14 protein-coding genes are annotated in these 14,508 nt (G+C 42.6%); 11 read left to right on the forward strand and 3 right to left on the reverse strand.

All coding sequences use genetic code 11. The features are described from left to right. The first annotated feature begins 6 nt into the window (after positions 1 to 6). Entirely contained in the window at positions 7 to 2,310 is a 2,304-nt protein-coding gene (locus IEV36_RS17040; RefSeq protein WP_004774676.1) for a RelA/SpoT family protein, read from the forward strand. Positions 2,311 to 2,408: 98 nt separating this feature from the next. On the opposite strand, the gene IEV36_RS17045 is transcribed toward IEV36_RS17040, so the two are convergent. Both IEV36_RS17045 and IEV36_RS17050 read right to left on the reverse strand, forming a co-directional pair. Continuing rightward, positions 2,409 to 2,843, reverse strand: a complete 435-nt coding sequence (locus tag IEV36_RS17045; protein WP_005255118.1) for a hypothetical protein — start codon at positions 2,841 to 2,843, stop codon at positions 2,409 to 2,411. 241 nt (positions 2,844 to 3,084) lie between these two features. Further along, positions 3,085 to 3,861, reverse strand: a complete 777-nt coding sequence (locus IEV36_RS17050) for an SDR family oxidoreductase (RefSeq protein WP_005255115.1) — start codon at positions 3,859 to 3,861, stop codon at positions 3,085 to 3,087. Between the two features lie 100 nt (positions 3,862 to 3,961). Here IEV36_RS17050 and mazG point away from each other — a divergent pair, with 100 nt between their 5' ends. The 9 genes from mazG to yjgA all read left to right on the forward strand — a co-directional run bounded on the left by mazG (position 3,962) and on the right by yjgA (position 10,617). Beyond that, a complete protein-coding gene (gene mazG, locus IEV36_RS17055) occupies positions 3,962 to 4,768 on the forward strand; it encodes a nucleoside triphosphate pyrophosphohydrolase (RefSeq protein WP_005255113.1) in 807 nt (268 codons plus the stop codon). Continuing rightward, a complete protein-coding gene (locus tag IEV36_RS17060; protein ID WP_005255111.1) occupies positions 4,737 to 5,165 on the forward strand; it encodes a ComEA family DNA-binding protein in 429 nt (142 codons plus the stop codon). The genes mazG and IEV36_RS17060 overlap by 32 nt, the downstream gene beginning before the upstream one ends. Positions 5,166 to 5,305: 140 nt before the next feature. Next, a complete protein-coding gene (gene pcnB / locus IEV36_RS17065; RefSeq protein ID WP_005255102.1) occupies positions 5,306 to 6,760 on the forward strand; it encodes a polynucleotide adenylyltransferase PcnB in 1,455 nt (484 codons plus the stop codon). Further along, a complete protein-coding gene (gene folK, locus IEV36_RS17070) occupies positions 6,757 to 7,245 on the forward strand; it encodes a 2-amino-4-hydroxy-6-hydroxymethyldihydropteridine diphosphokinase (protein ID WP_005255100.1) in 489 nt (162 codons plus the stop codon). The genes pcnB and folK overlap by 4 nt, the downstream gene beginning before the upstream one ends. 39 nt (positions 7,246 to 7,284) lie before the next feature. Further along, positions 7,285 to 8,094: a 3-methyl-2-oxobutanoate hydroxymethyltransferase gene (panB, locus tag IEV36_RS17075; RefSeq protein WP_004774685.1), complete on the forward strand. Its 810-nt coding sequence runs from the start codon at positions 7,285 to 7,287 to the stop codon at positions 8,092 to 8,094. A 3-nt stretch (positions 8,095 to 8,097) separates the two neighbouring features. Further along, positions 8,098 to 8,943 (forward strand): pantoate--beta-alanine ligase, encoded by an 846-nt coding sequence (gene panC / locus IEV36_RS17080; RefSeq protein WP_005255098.1) that lies wholly within the window; start codon positions 8,098 to 8,100, stop codon positions 8,941 to 8,943. A gap of 20 nt (positions 8,944 to 8,963) precedes the next feature. After that, positions 8,964 to 9,815, forward strand: coding sequence for an RNase adapter RapZ (gene rapZ / locus IEV36_RS17085; RefSeq protein ID WP_004774690.1), 852 nt, complete (start codon positions 8,964 to 8,966; stop codon positions 9,813 to 9,815). After that, positions 9,812 to 10,081, forward strand: coding sequence for an HPr family phosphocarrier protein (locus IEV36_RS17090; protein ID WP_004774692.1), 270 nt, complete (start codon positions 9,812 to 9,814; stop codon positions 10,079 to 10,081). Before rapZ ends, IEV36_RS17090 begins: the two co-directional genes overlap by 4 nt. A 2-nt stretch (positions 10,082 to 10,083) precedes the next feature. Continuing rightward, positions 10,084 to 10,617, forward strand: a complete 534-nt coding sequence (gene yjgA / locus IEV36_RS17095; RefSeq protein WP_004774694.1) for a ribosome biogenesis factor YjgA — start codon at positions 10,084 to 10,086, stop codon at positions 10,615 to 10,617. Between the two features lie 55 nt (positions 10,618 to 10,672). Here yjgA and IEV36_RS17100 read toward each other — a convergent pair whose 3' ends face one another. After that, the gene (locus IEV36_RS17100; protein ID WP_005255095.1) at positions 10,673 to 12,316 is read right to left on the reverse strand and encodes an acyl-CoA synthetase; all 1,644 of its coding nucleotides are present in this window, start codon (positions 12,314 to 12,316) and stop codon (positions 10,673 to 10,675) included. Between the two features lie 264 nt (positions 12,317 to 12,580). On the opposite strand from IEV36_RS17100, the gene thrS reads away from it, so the two are divergent. Continuing rightward, positions 12,581 to 14,503 carry a threonine--tRNA ligase gene (gene thrS / locus IEV36_RS17105; protein WP_004774698.1) on the forward strand — a complete coding sequence of 641 codons (1,923 nt, stop codon included), beginning with the start codon at positions 12,581 to 12,583 and terminating at the stop codon, positions 14,501 to 14,503. Positions 14,504 to 14,508: the final 5 nt, after the last annotated feature.

Consider the following 14,508-nt stretch of genomic DNA (forward strand, 5'->3'; position numbering starts at 1 on the left):
AAAGGTATGGTCACAGTACGTGAACAGTTACCTGGACGACTCCAAGAGTTGTCTGAGGAAGCGACTGTAGAACATGCCGCTGAAGCGCAAAGTAGTCTAGTCTCTTGGCTAGATCGAGTGCGTGGTATTTTGGATGGGGCTGAGCTAAAACAACTTCAGAAAGTTGCCGAGCTTACCTTAGCAAAAGAGTTACAAGCGACGGATCATCGTATCAATACCTTTAGTACAGGGATTGGTATGGCAGATATTTTGGCCCATTTGCATGTCGACGAAGACACGCTTTCAGCGGCAGTGTTATATCGTAGTGTACGTGAAGGTCTGATTACTTTAGAGGACATTCAACAACAGTTTGGCGAGCAGGTTCTAGCTTTGGTTCAAGGCACCCTTGCAATGGGTAAACTGTCGGAGTTGATTGAAAAGAATAAGCGTTTAGAAGACCATTTTAATAATAATCAACGCGAGCATCTAAATGGCATTTATAAAATGCTGATTTCAGTGACGGAAGATGTTCGGGTTGTACTGATCAAGCTGGCAGAACGTACTTATGCCTTGCGTGAACTGGCAACGGCAAGTAAAGAACGTCAAGAGCGTGTGGCACGTGAAATTCTCACCATTTACTCGCCGTTGGCACATCGTCTCGGTATTGCGCAGCTCAAGTGGGAACTGGAAGATCTTGCCTTTCGTTATTTGGCTCCAGAGCGTTATAAAGAAATTGCGTCTTTATTGAATGAAAAGCGTCTGGAGCGAGAGCAGTATATTCAGTTTGTGATTGATAAACTGAAAACTGAATTGGCTGCATATGATATCCATGCGGAAATTACTGGGCGTGTGAAGCACATTTATTCGATTTATCGAAAAATGAAAAGCAAGAACCTTAGTTTTGATCAGCTTTATGACATCCGTGCAGTGCGTGTGTTAGTGAAAAATGTGCCTGATTGCTACCATGCTTTGGGCATTGTTCATCAAATCTGGCGTCATATTCCGAACCAGTTCGATGACTATGTCACCAATCCAAAAGCCAACGGCTATCGTTCATTGCATACAGCGGTGATTGCAGAGAACAAATCACTGGAAGTACAAATTCGTACTTTTGAAATGCATAACGAAGCTGAGCTTGGGGTGTGTTCGCACTTTAACTACAAAGAAGGCGCCAAGAACACCGATCATTCCTTTAATGATCGTTTGCATTCTTTACGTGCGGTACTTGAACACTATCAGGAACGTACCGAAACCACGCCACATGGTGAAGATGAAGAATCGAATGGCATTGATCAGATTCAGGATTTTGAAAATTTTGAAAAGATCTATGTGTTTAGTCGTGATGGTGACATCAAAGAGTTACCTCGTGGTTCAACCGTTCTGGATTTTGCTTACCATGTGCATACCGAGGTCGGGAACAAGTGCTATGCCGCACGTGTAAACCAGCGTTATGTGCCTTTAACCTATATGTTAAAGACGGGTGAGCAGGTTGAGATTTTAACCAAAAAAGATCGTGAACCGAACCGTGACTGGTTGGTGAATTCGCTTGGTTATATCAAGACTGCACGTGCGCGTGATAAGTTACGCCACTGGTTTAGACAGCAAGATCGTAGTAAGAATGTCGAAGTTGGACGCGAGTTACTCAATAAAGAGCTGGCGCGTTTAGCGATCCATCCAAAGAGTATCGACCTTAAGGATTATTCATCGCATTTCAATCTGAAGGCAGGTGATGATATCTTGGTTGCATTGGTGAGTGGCGATATCAGTCTGCATGCCTTGATGAATCAGGTGAATCGTCAAATGCATCTGGATCAGGATGAGCCTGAACTGGTGTTGAAACCTGCATTGAATCCGCGTGCTAGTCATACTTTATCTGCACACGGTATCCTGATTGATGGTCTGGATAACGTTGAGCTGCATATTGCACAGTGTTGTCAGCCTGTACATGGTGAATCGATTGGTGGTTATATCACGTTGAATCGTGGTGTGAGTATTCATAAAGTTGCATGTCCAGACTATATCCGCATGACGACACAAGAACCTGAACGTGCTGTTGAAGCCGATTGGGAAATGCAGCCAACACGTGGTCAGAGTGTTCAGATCGTGGTGGAAGCCTATGATCGCCGTGGTCTGCTCAAAGATCTGACACAGGTTATTTTCTCGGATCAAATTAATATTCGTCAGGTCAATACAATTTCTGAGGCAGATGGTATTGCCAATATGAAGTTGTTGATTGAAGTAAAAGGATTGGCTCAATTATCTCGTTTGCTGGCACGTTTAGAGCAGCAGCCCGGAATTATTAGCGCAAGACGTTTAGTTCAAGGAAGTTAATTGATCTAAGTTGAGAAATAAAACCTGCAATATTGCAGGTTTTATTTTTTATTATTAAAACGTATGTTGGGTTTTAATAATAATGTCTAATTTAGAAATTACATTTTGCACTTCTTACTTTTTTGATAAACAGTCATGTTATCAATATTGGTTTGTGCCTTTGTTTTAATCGCTTGTTGTAAGGTTAAATTAGTCGCATCAGAAGTATCTTCTTCACCCGCAAGATTATTGGCAATTTGACCTACTTTAGCCGCTTTCTCCGAATTTCCAGCAAAAGCACTAATAGCACCACTTGCAAGACCAGCCCATTTACTCACTGCTTTACCCGGCGCTTGTGCATTTGCATTGATGTTTGCAATGTTCTTGTCTGCTTCAGCAAGTTCGCGTTTGGCATTTGCTTGTTCAACAGAAAAATCAGCACAGCTCATTGCTTTTAATTCAGTGGTTGAAAATGGTTTATCTGTATTTTCGCTTGCAGCAAACGCTGAAAATGAAAATGTTGCCGCTAAAGTTAAAACTAGTAATTTTTTCATTATTAAATCCCTCGAAAAGAAGGGTCGCATAATAATAAAAAAATACGATTAAGTTTTACCATTAAAAACCTTAATAATTGACAATCTGAATGTTTTTTAAGTTTTTTGGCGTTTTGTTGTGATTTTTAGGTGTTTTCTTGTTTTAAATGTGTGTTTAAAGTTAGATTTTAATGTTGGCCCGTTTATTTTAGTGTTTTTAAAAATGCCTTTGATGTTTTTATAATATCAAAGGCGTTAAAAATTATTTTTTTCTTGATAATAATATATTGGTTATTCGATTTAAAAATTGTGGACTCAAATGAGAGAGCTGATACATGAGTTTAGTTTTCATCCCTACAGGGGTATGGGTTGCAAGCAGGGCATGATCTTTTTGTTGTGCCAGTTGCAAGACCTGTTGAGCAACATCTGAAGCTGTGAGGTTTACACCCATATGTTGAATACTACCCGCATCCATGTCTTTCACCATATTGGTTTGCACAAAGAGTGGCATGACATCTAGAACACGAATCTTGTATTTTTTCCACTCCACATCTAAGGCTTCAGTTAAACCTCGTACAGCAAACTTACTGGCAGAATAGGAAGCTAAATCCGCCTGCCCATAAATCGCAGAGGCCGAAGATAAATTAATGACACGGGCAAAATGGGCCTGTTGTAGATGTGCTAAAGCGGCATGGCAGCCATTGAGTACACCTTTGACATTAATATCAATGATGCGATGGTGTGATTGGATCTCGGTGTTTTCGAATGCGCCCGAGTAAAGAATGCCTGCATTGTTAACCAGAATATTCAGTTGGCCAGCCCAAAGCGTAAATTCCTGTAGCGCAGTTTGCCATTGCTGATAGTCGCAGACATCCAGATAACCCGCTTTGGCATTCACACCCAGTTGTTGTGCCAAATGTTGAGCCTGTTCGGTATTGATGTCGTAGATTCCAACTTTAAAACCATGTTGGTAGAAGAGGCGAGCGATTTCAGCACCAATCCCTTGTGCAGCCCCGCTAATAAAAACACTATTTTGCATTGCTTTCCCTTGCTTTATATTGATATTTTGCGTGCCTGTATATTACGCATAAGCGTGTTTAAGCTGCAACAATTTGGCTGCATCTGGTTTGGAGATCATCATGGAAAAATTATTGGCAATCATGCAAGAGTTAAGAAAAAAATGTCCGTGGGATCAACAACAAACACCTGATAGTTTAACCCGTTATGCCATTGAAGAAGCGTATGAAGTTGAGGATGCAATTCGTTCGGGTGATATCGATGAGATTCGTAATGAACTCGGTGATTTATTGCTGCAAGTGGTTTTTCAATCGCAAATGTTTGATGAAAAAGGATTATTTAATTTTCAGGATGTTGTGAATGCGATCAGTGAGAAGTTAGTTCGCCGTCATCCGCATGTTTTTGAGGCAGAAAAATATCAAAATTTAACGCCTGAGCAAGTGAGTGAGTTATGGAAACAAATCAAACTGCAAGAAAAACAAGGTAAAGTACAATCGCGTCTTGATGAGGTGAAGCATGCACCTGCTTTAGTACAAGCGCATGAAATTCAAAAAAAAGCGGCACAACTGGGTTTCGATTTTGAAACGGTAGACGATGCTTATGCGAAGCTGGACGAAGAATTAGGGGAGTTACAGTACGCAATCAAGCATCAAAGCGCGGATGAGATTGAGGAAGAGTTTGGGGATTGTCTATTTTCATTAATTAATGTGGGACGAAAGCTGGGGGTATCGAGTGAAGCATCGCTATTGGCGACCATTCATAAGTTTAGAAGCCGCTTTGCTTATATAGAACAACAGGCGCAACAACAACACAAAGACTTGCAAAAAATGAGTTTGGCAGAAATGGATGAACTCTGGGAGCAAGCCAAAATTCAATTAAAATCTGGGGAGGGGAACCATGATTTTTCGACAAGCGAGCAGCAAACATAGACTTTTTTTATTGATGATCTTGTGCGTGGGATGTATTTCACATCTCAACGCCCAACAGTTTGATCAGTCCTATCAACAATGGAAAGCTCAGCAGCAAGCACGTGACCAGCAGTTGGCGAATCAGGCAAACAATAATTATTATTTATCCCGACCCGCTTCCCAACAAAATATAAAACAGGTTTCATCTTCTCTTAATATTCAAGGCGATAAAATCAGTTTAAATCAGGCAAATTTACAGCAATTGCAGACGCTGAATGGTGTTGGCGAGAAAAAAGCCCAGACGATTATGGAATATCGTCAAAAGAATGGTGGTTTTAAAAGTATAGATGAGCTGATGAATATCAAGGGAATCGGGCCAAAATTGTTTGAAAAAAACAAAGCAAGGCTGATGTTATAAGCTCAGAATTGTAATAATGTGATGGAATAGGCAGACTGATCTGTTGAAACTTCCAACAGAATAAATTGCCCTTTGTGTGTGTTAGAGCTATGATTAGCGACAAATTGTTATTTACGTCCTGACGTAGGAGACAGTGTCTTTTGCAAACTTTGCGTGCGTCAAAATGTGGTTTGTCCACAACTCAACTTCCTTCCTCAATTCTAGATGTGATTGATAGTCTGACTAAAGCAGGCTACGAGGCATATATTGTGGGCGGTGGTGTTCGAGATATGATGTTAGGTCTTAATCCAAAGGATTTTGACGCGGTTACTAATGCTACACCAGCTCAGGTGAAAGAAGTTTTTGGTCGACGTTGCCGAATTATCGGACGACGTTTTGAGTTAGCACATGTGTATTCTGGTCGTGAACTGATTGAAGTCGCGACATTCCGTGCCCCGCCGAAAAAAGCCGTCACCAGTGCCTCTGGTATGATTCTTCGTGATAATAACTGGGGAACGATTGAGCAAGACTTTGCTCGTCGAGATTTTTCCATCAATACCTTGTATTACCAGCCACGGAAAGGCATCGTACTTGATTTCTGCCATGCGGTAGATGACATCAAGACGCGCACTTTACGTTTTCTTGGTGAGCCTGCACAGCGTTTTGAAGAAGATCCTGTACGTATGTTACGTGCATTGCGTTTTGCTGCAAAATTAAACTTCCAGATTGATCAATCCATTCTCGATGTTTTTAGTGCTGAAATGACGCAATTATTGCGTGATGTTTCGCCACATCGTTTATATGATGAATCACAAAAACTGTTCACCATGGGGCATTTGACGCGTGTCTTGCCAATGTTGATCGAGTTTGGTGTATGGAAACAGCTTTTCGCCGAAATCCCGCCGAATATTACCGCTTTTATTGAGCGTGCCGCACGAAATACCGATCAGCGTATTCAAGTGGGTAAAACCATCAATCCTGCATTTTTCTATGCGGTATTGTTATGGAAACCATTTTTAGAACGTTGTGACTACTATTTGAATAAAGGTGTTGTACCTGCAGAAGCGCGTGCACAAGCTGGACTTGATGTGTTGAAACGTCAGGCCACTCGTACCATTATTCCTCGTTTTGCTGAAACCTTTATTCGTGAAGTTTGGGAAATGCAGACTCGCTTGCTGAATCCAAAACCACAACAGATTGAGGCTTTGGCAGGCCATGCCCGTTTCCGTGCAGGCTTTGACTTCTTGCTGTTACGTGAAAAATCAGGCGACAGTAGTACAGAAGGCATGGGTACTTGGTGGGAAACCTATCAGGAAATGACCACTGACCAAAAAGAAGCGGCAATTCGTCAGTACAATCGTCAGCGCAGCAAGACACGTCGTAAGGCGGTTGAAGCAGATGAGCCGAAAACGACTGAAATTGAGCCTTTGGTCAATGTACCTGAGCCAAGAAGTCGTCGCGGTAAAAAAGAACGTGTCAGAGCTGATGAGTCAGCGAGTCGTTTTATTGAAAAAGCGGCTGGCAATTCAGGACAGGTTCATGCGGATCATCCGATTCTTAAGCGTAAACGTGTACAACGTGACTTAAGCCAAGTGGTTTTTGGGCCAACACAATGACGATTTGTACCTATATCGGTCTTGGCAGTAATCTAGGCGATTCGCAGCAGATTCTGAGTGAAGCTGTTGCGAAGCTGGCAACGCTCGGCGCTGTACAGGTTTCTCGACTTTATCAAAGTCCACCGATGGGGCCACAAGATCAGCCCAATTATCTCAATGCAGTTGTTCAACTGGATACCGACCTTGCACCGCTTGCTCTGTTAGATCAATTACAACAATTTGAGCAAGAAGCAGGACGTATCCGTTTACGACGCTGGGGTGAGCGAACGCTTGATCTGGATTTGCTGATCTATGGTCAGGAACAGATCCAAAATGAACGTTTAACGGTGCCACACATTGGTATTTTAGAGCGTGATTTCGTCGTTATTCCCTTATTAGATTTAGATGCTCATTTACAATTAAATGGTCATTCTTTAAAAGATTTAGAACTGGTACAGCAAGCAAACTTGACTGTAATAGCAGACCAGTCTTGGGCAACCGTCTAAGACTGTTTCGTTCTGGAAACGCCTGTAGAGGACATCATCATGATTAGTCTAAGTGACTTAAGAAAGTTTAAAGCCGAAGGACGCAAGTTCTCATGTCTTACTTGTTACGATGCAAGTATGGCTAAAGGGATGGAGTTGGCTGAAATTGATACGATTTTAATCGGTGACTCTCTTGGAATGGCGATTCAAGGCAGAGATTCTACACTTCCTGTCACAGTGGAAGACATGGCTTACCATACTGCTGCTGTACGTCGTGGTAATGCACATGCCCTCATTATGACGGATCTGCCATTTATGAGCTATGCAACGCTTGAAGATGGTTTGAAAAATGCAAAAACTGTCATGCAAGCTGGCGCACAAATGGTCAAGATCGAAGGCGGTGCTTGGCTTAGCGAACTGGTTACTGTATTGACTCGTAATGGTATTCCTGTGTGTGTACATTTAGGCTTAACGCCACAATCTGTACATGTATTAGGTGGCTATAAGTTGCAAGCAAAAACACGCGAAGCAGCGGATCAGTTGATTGCAGATTGTCAGGCCGTGGTTGATGCGGGTGCAGCGGTGTTATTACTTGAATGTGTTCCTGCACAATTGGGTAAAGAAATTGCAGAATTGTTCCCGAATACACCAGTGATCGGGATTGGTGCGGGTAATGAAACGGATGGTCAGGTGCTGGTCGTTCAGGACATGCTTGGCCTGACCTTTGGCCGTGTTGCGCGTTTCGTACGTAACTTCATGAAAGAGCAAGCGGGTGAAACTGCAATCGTAGATGCATTTAAATCGTATCATGCTGCCGTTCAGGATCAGTCTTTCCCAGCCAAAGAACATACTTTTCAGGTTGAGCTTTAATTCATGAAAACTGAAACAACGATACAAGGCTTAACTGCGTCACTTTCTCCTGCACGTAGTTCAAAAAAATTGATTGGTTTTGTACCGACCATGGGCAATCTGCATGAAGGTCATTTGACTTTGGTGCGTGCTGCCAAAAAAATCTGTGATGTGGTGGTGGTGAGTATTTTCGTTAATCCGATCCAATTTGGTGCTGGTGAAGATTTCGAAAGTTATCCGCGTACGCTGGAACAAGATAGTCGTTTATTGGCAGATGCGGATTGCGACATTATTTTTGCGCCTACAGTAGAGCAAATGTATGGCACTCATCCACGTCTGACCAATATCAGTGTGGGCGAGATTACCGATGATCTATGTGGAAAATCACGTCCGGGTCATTTCGACGGTGTCGCAGTTGTGGTGACCAAGCTGTTCAATATTGTACAGCCTGATTTCGCATTCTTTGGTCAAAAGGACTACCAGCAATTGGCGGTGATTCGCCAGTTAGTCCAAGACTTGAATATGCCACTTGAAGTGATTGGCGTGCCGATTGTACGGGCCGAAGATGGTTTGGCTTTAAGTTCTCGTAATGGTTATTTAACTGAAGAGCAACGGGCAATTGCACCAACCATTTATCAATCGCTCAAACAGGCTGAACAGCAGTTGCATGAAGGGCAGACGCTTAACCAAGTGTTAGCAAATATCTCTGCTCAATTGACACAAGCTGGTTTTGTTGTGGATTATGTGGAAGCTCGTCAGACCAACCTGCAACCGATTGCGCAATTTGATCAGAATCTTGTTCTTTTTGTTGCTGCAAAACTGGGTGCAACCCGTTTGATTGATAACCTACAAGTTGATTTTAAAACATAAAAAATGAAGGGCAAAATGCCATGAAGCGTATTCTTATCGTGACAGGACAATCAGGCTCAGGCAAATCATCTGCATTACAAGTGCTTGAAGACTTGGGCTATTATTGTATAGATAACTTACCTTTGGCATTATTGCCTGAAATTGTGGCAAAACTGGATCATGAGAATAATCTTGAACAGTTGGCACTGGGTGTAGACATCCGTAGTACCCGTGCTGATATGCAAGAGTTTGATCATGTGTTTGAGCAATTACAACGCCATGGTTCGGTTGATATTATTTATCTGACCACGCAGGATCAGGATTTGATTGCACGTTTTAGTGCATCACGTCGTCCACATCCGTTGGCCAGTCGCTTCAATAGCCTGTTGCAATGTATTCAGGAAGAGAAACAATTACTCATCCCGATCCAGTTCCGTTCCACAGTGCATATTGATACCACGGATAAAAGTGTCCATGATTTAAAACATATCCTATTGTCTAAACTGGGACAGTCGGATAACTTAATTGTAATTTTACAGTCTTTTGGCTATAAGCACGGTATTCCACTCGATGCGGATTATGTATTTGACGTACGACATTTACCAAATCCACATTGGGACTTAGAATTACGCCGTTTTTCAGGTTTAGATGAACCTGTGCGCCGCTTTTTGGAAGGCAGTCAACAAACCAATGAAATGTTTGAAGATATTTATGGCTTTCTAAATAAGTGGTTACCTGCTTTTGCCGAAGGACATCGCCATTACATGACCATTTCTGTGGGATGTACGGGCGGGCAGCATCGTTCGGTTTATATCGTGGATAGACTCAAACAGGCCCTTGAGGCAAAATGGGCTGTCCAAATCTTACATAGAGAAATGAAGCACTGGTCATGATAGACACAACAATTGATGTAATTAATAAACTCGGCTTACACGCTCGCGCATCTGGTAAACTGATTGAAGTGACGACAAAATTTCGTTCTTCTATTCAGATTGGTAAGGGCGATAAGTTAGTTGATGCAAAAAATATTATGTCATTGTTGATGTTGGGTGCAGGTAAAGGCACCACATTAAGACTGGTGATTGATGGTGCTGATGAAGAAAAGGCACTGGAAGAAATTCAAACGCTGTTCGCAGCAAAATTTTACGAGGCAGAGTAATAGTGGCACGTGGTCCCCAACGTTATACAGATGAAGATTTTGAGTCATTAGAAGGGCGTGCGAGTCGAACTGAGCAAAAAAAAGCAGTCCAGCGCATGGCCGCTTTGGGTGAGCAGTTGGCTCAACTCAATCCAAAGCAGATTCAAAAACTTCCTGTCGATGAGCGTTTAATTGATGCTTTGCTTGAAGTGCAGAGAATTAGCTCATTTGAAGCGCGTCGTCGTCAGTTCCAACGCGTTGGTAAGTTATTGCGTAATGAAGATGAGAGCACGATTTTATCTTATCTCACACCGCAACAAGGCGCTAAAAAACAAATGCAGTTGATGCGTTGGGTTGATCGTATGATTGATCAAGGCGACCCAATCATTAATGAGTTTAGTAAAGTATTTAACGCTTCTGAACGCCATACTTTGCGTCAGCATGTATTACGTATTCATCGTGATATGAAGCAGCAAGTGAGTGAGGAAGAGCTGGAAGCCTCGAAACGTAAGTTCGTCAATTATGTTCAGCAGGTTGCGCTGTTATCTGAGCAATAAGGCTTAAAAATAAAAAAAGAAGTTTCCTCGGAAACTTCTTTTTTTATCTCTTGTATTAATTTCCGAACTCGCCATTGGCTCTTTGTTTTGCCCATTCTCTTAAAATAAATTTCTGTAATTTTCCTGTCGAGGTTTTTGGAATCTCTGCGATCACCACATCTTTCGGAACTTTAAAACGCGCCAGTTCTTGCTGACAATGCGCAATGATGTCTTCCGGTGAGGCAGTTGCTCCTTGTTTAAGTTCAATAAATGCACAAGGAACTTCTTGCCAGCGTTGATCTGGTTTCGCCACAACCGCGGCAGTCAGGACAGCAGGATGACGATACAGTACATCTTCAACTTCTAGGGATGAAATATTTTCGCCCCCTGAAATAATAATATCTTTTGAACGATCTGTAATCTTCGCATAACCGTCGGGATGGCTTACCGCCAAATCGCCTGTATGGAACCAGCCACCTTTAAATGCTTCCTGAGTCGCTTCGGGATTTTTTAAATAACCTTTCATGACAATGTTGCCACGGAACATGATCTCGCCCATGGTTTGTCCATCATTGGGTACAGGTTGCATGGTTTCTGGATCAAGTACTCGCATACTGTCCTGTAAGGGATAAGGTACGCCTTGTCGTGAATGCAATTGTGCTTGTTCCTGAATGGATAAATCACTCCAGCCTGCTTGTGAAGCACATAGTGCAGAGGGCCCATAGGTTTCAGTCAGGCCATAAACGTGATTTACATTGATGCTGATATGATGCATGCCTTCAATAATTGCAACTGGCGGAGCAGCACCCGCAACCATGACTTCGACATGATGATCAAATGAAGTTCGCTGTTCCGTTGGGGCATTGATCAGCATGGACAGCACAATCGGTGCGCCACAGAAGTAATCCACCTTATATTCTGCAATATATTTAAAAACCAGTTTGGGATCGACGCGACGCAAGCAAATATTGGTACCGCCACTGGCCGCAATAGACCATGCAAAACACCAGCCATTGCAATGGAACAGCGGAAGTGTCCAGAGATAAACCGCCCGTGGTTTCATTCCGCATGCCAGAATATTGCTGGCTGCATTGAGATAAGCACCACGGTGGTGGTAGACCACGCCTTTAGGATTGCCAGTCGTACCAGAAGTATAGTTGAGACTAATCGCATCCCATTCATCTTGTGGGAGTAACCATTCAAACTCTGGATGACCTTGAGCAATCCATGACTCATATTCATATTGCCCAATGGCAATCTGTTCACCTTCAAACTCGGAATCAAATACGTCAATGATCACGATCTCTTGAGGTACTAGTTTGAGTGCTTCTACTGCGACCTCACGGAATTCGGGATCAACCAGCAGTACTTTGGATTCAGCATGTTCCAGCATAAAAGCAATGGTTTTGGCATCAAGACGCGTATTTAAGGTGTTGAGTACCGCACCTGCCATTGGTACCGCAAAATGTGCTTCGATCATGGCTGGAATATTGGGTAGTAACACTGAAACGGTATCGTTTTTTTGAATACCCAGATTTGTCAGTTGATGAGCGAACTGACGGCAGCGTTGATAGGTTTGTTGCCATGTGATTTGACGTTCGCCATGGATAATTGCAGCTTGATGGGGGTAAATATAAGCTGCACGCTCTAAATAACGTAGCGGGGACAAGGCAACAAAATTTGCGGGTGTTCTTGGTAATTCGTCGTATGCACTCACCATGTGTATTGCTCCATTTCTGTTCTTTTCATTCATTACTAAACTATTCTGTCGTCGAGTCTAAATCATTTAGGCTTTAGTCGGAGGTGAATCGTAAGAGATATCGGGTTTTTCTGGTTCAGAGGTTTCATCCACAGCTAAACCCGTGTAAAATCTTGGATACTTTTTTATCCGCCGTTTTTTATCTTTTGAGGCCTCGCCTCAATACATAATCTCGCGGTGATATGCTCCTTCGTATAGGGCATCACTCCTTAAGGATTTTTTTATATGCCAATCATTACTTTACCAAATGGTGATCAGAAACAGTTTGATCAGCCAATTTCCGTGATGGAACTTGCTCAAAGCATTGGTCCGGGTCTTGCAAAAAATACAGTTGCTGGCCGTATCAATGATCGCTTGGTGGATGCTTGTGATTTAATCACAGAAGATGCGACAGTTCAGATTATTACCCCGAAAGATGAAGAAGGTTTAGAAATCATTCGTCACTCATGTGCGCACTTGGTAGGACATGCGGTTAAGCAATTGTTCCCAGAAGCGAAAATGGTGATCGGTCCTGTGATCGAAGAAGGTTTCTACTACGACATCTGGATGCCACGTCCATTTACGCTGGACGATATGGCTGCGATCGAAGAACGCATGAAAAAGCTCATCGATCAGGATTATGATGTCATTAAAAAGATGACACCTCGTGAAGATGTGATTGCAGAATTCACAGCACGTGGCGAAGAATACAAGTTACGCTTGATTGCAGACATGCCGAATGAAACACAAATGGGCTTGTACTACCATCAAGATTATTTAGATATGTGTCGCGGTCCACACGTACCTAATACTAAATTCTTAAAATCATTCAAGCTCACTAAAATCTCTGGTGCATACTGGCGTGGTGATGCGAAAAATGAACAATTACAACGTATTTATGGTACGGCTTGGGCTGACAAAAAACAGTTAGCGGCTTATATCAAACGTATTGAAGAAGCTGAAAAGCGTGATCACCGTAAAATTGGTAAAGCGCTAGACTTGTTCCACATGCAAGAAGAAGCACCAGGTATGGTGTTCTGGCATCCGAACGGCTGGACGATTTATCAAGTGCTTGAACAATACATGCGTAAAGTTCAGCAAGAGAATGGTTATCAGGAAATCAAGACGCCACAAATCGTAGACTTTACGCTTTGGGAAAAGTCTGGTCATGCGGCAAACTACGCTGAAAACATGTTTACGACCCATTCTGAAAGTCGTAACTATGCAGTGAAGCCGATGAACTGCCCATGTCACGTACAGGTCTTTAACCAAGGTTTGAAATCTTACCGTGACTTACCAATCCGTTTAGCTGAGTTTGGTTCTTGTCACCGTAACGAGCCATCAGGTTCTTTACACGGTATTATGCGTGTTCGTGGCTTTACTCAAGATGACGCACATATTTTCTGTACCAAAGAACAGATTGGTAAAGAAGTTGCAGATTTCATTAAGCTGACTTTAGACGTTTATAAAGACTTTGGTTTTGAAGACGTACAAATGAAGCTCTCTACACGTCCAGAAAAACGTGTGGGTGATGATGCACTTTGGGATCTGGCTGAAAAATCTTTGGCAGATGCGCTTGATGATGCTGGCTTGGCATGGGACTTGCAACCTGGTGAAGGTGCGTTCTATGGTCCGAAAATTGAATTTTCATTGAAAGACTGCTTAGGCCGTATCTGGCAGTGCGGTACCATTCAATGTGACTTCAACTTGCCAATCCGTTTAGATGCTTCTTATGTTACAGAAGACAATGAGCGTGACCAACCTGTTATGCTTCATCGTGCAATTCTTGGCAGTTTTGAGCGTTTTATTGGTATACTAATTGAACACTATGCGGGTTTCATGCCACCTTGGCTTACACCAATTCAAGCGTGCGTCATGAACATTACTGATTCACAAGCAGAAGCAAGTGAACAAGTGGTCGCAAAACTCAAAGAAAATGGCCTTCGTGCTATTTCTGACTTGAGAAATGAAAAAATCGGATTTAAGATTCGTGAGCGTACCCTAGAGCGTATTCCTTACCTTCTAGTTCTCGGTGACCGAGAAGTTGAAGAAGGTACAGTTAATGTGCGTACTCGCTCAGGAAAAAATTTAGGTACTATGTCAGTAGATGCATTTATTGACTTAGTGAAATCTGCCGTTGCCGAACGTGGCCGGTACATTGTGGAGTAATAAAG

Origin of the sequence: Acinetobacter vivianii (assembly GCF_014635885.1) — a bacterium.
Taxonomy (GTDB): Bacteria; Pseudomonadota; Gammaproteobacteria; order Pseudomonadales; family Moraxellaceae; genus Acinetobacter; species Acinetobacter vivianii.

Coding starts and splice junctions, on each gene's coding strand:
- panB (WP_004774685.1), top strand. CDS start 7,285: ATGATTAGTCTAAGTGACTTAAGAAAGTTTAAAGCCGAAGGACGCAAG.
- IEV36_RS17060 (WP_005255111.1), top strand. CDS start 4,737: ATGATTTTTCGACAAGCGAGCAGCAAACATAGACTTTTTTTATTGATG.
- IEV36_RS17040 (WP_004774676.1), top strand. CDS start 7: ATGGTCACAGTACGTGAACAGTTACCTGGACGACTCCAAGAGTTGTCT.
- mazG (WP_005255113.1), top strand. CDS start 3,962: ATGGAAAAATTATTGGCAATCATGCAAGAGTTAAGAAAAAAATGTCCG.
- IEV36_RS17045 (WP_005255118.1), bottom strand. CDS start 2,843: ATGAAAAAATTACTAGTTTTAACTTTAGCGGCAACATTTTCATTTTCA.
- folK (WP_005255100.1), top strand. CDS start 6,757: ATGACGATTTGTACCTATATCGGTCTTGGCAGTAATCTAGGCGATTCG.
- panC (WP_005255098.1), top strand. CDS start 8,098: ATGAAAACTGAAACAACGATACAAGGCTTAACTGCGTCACTTTCTCCT.
- rapZ (WP_004774690.1), top strand. CDS start 8,964: ATGAAGCGTATTCTTATCGTGACAGGACAATCAGGCTCAGGCAAATCA.
- thrS (WP_004774698.1), top strand. CDS start 12,581: ATGCCAATCATTACTTTACCAAATGGTGATCAGAAACAGTTTGATCAG.
- IEV36_RS17050 (WP_005255115.1), bottom strand. CDS start 3,861: ATGCAAAATAGTGTTTTTATTAGCGGGGCTGCACAAGGGATTGGTGCT.
- IEV36_RS17100 (WP_005255095.1), bottom strand. CDS start 12,316: ATGGTGAGTGCATACGACGAATTACCAAGAACACCCGCAAATTTTGTT.
- IEV36_RS17090 (WP_004774692.1), top strand. CDS start 9,812: ATGATAGACACAACAATTGATGTAATTAATAAACTCGGCTTACACGCT.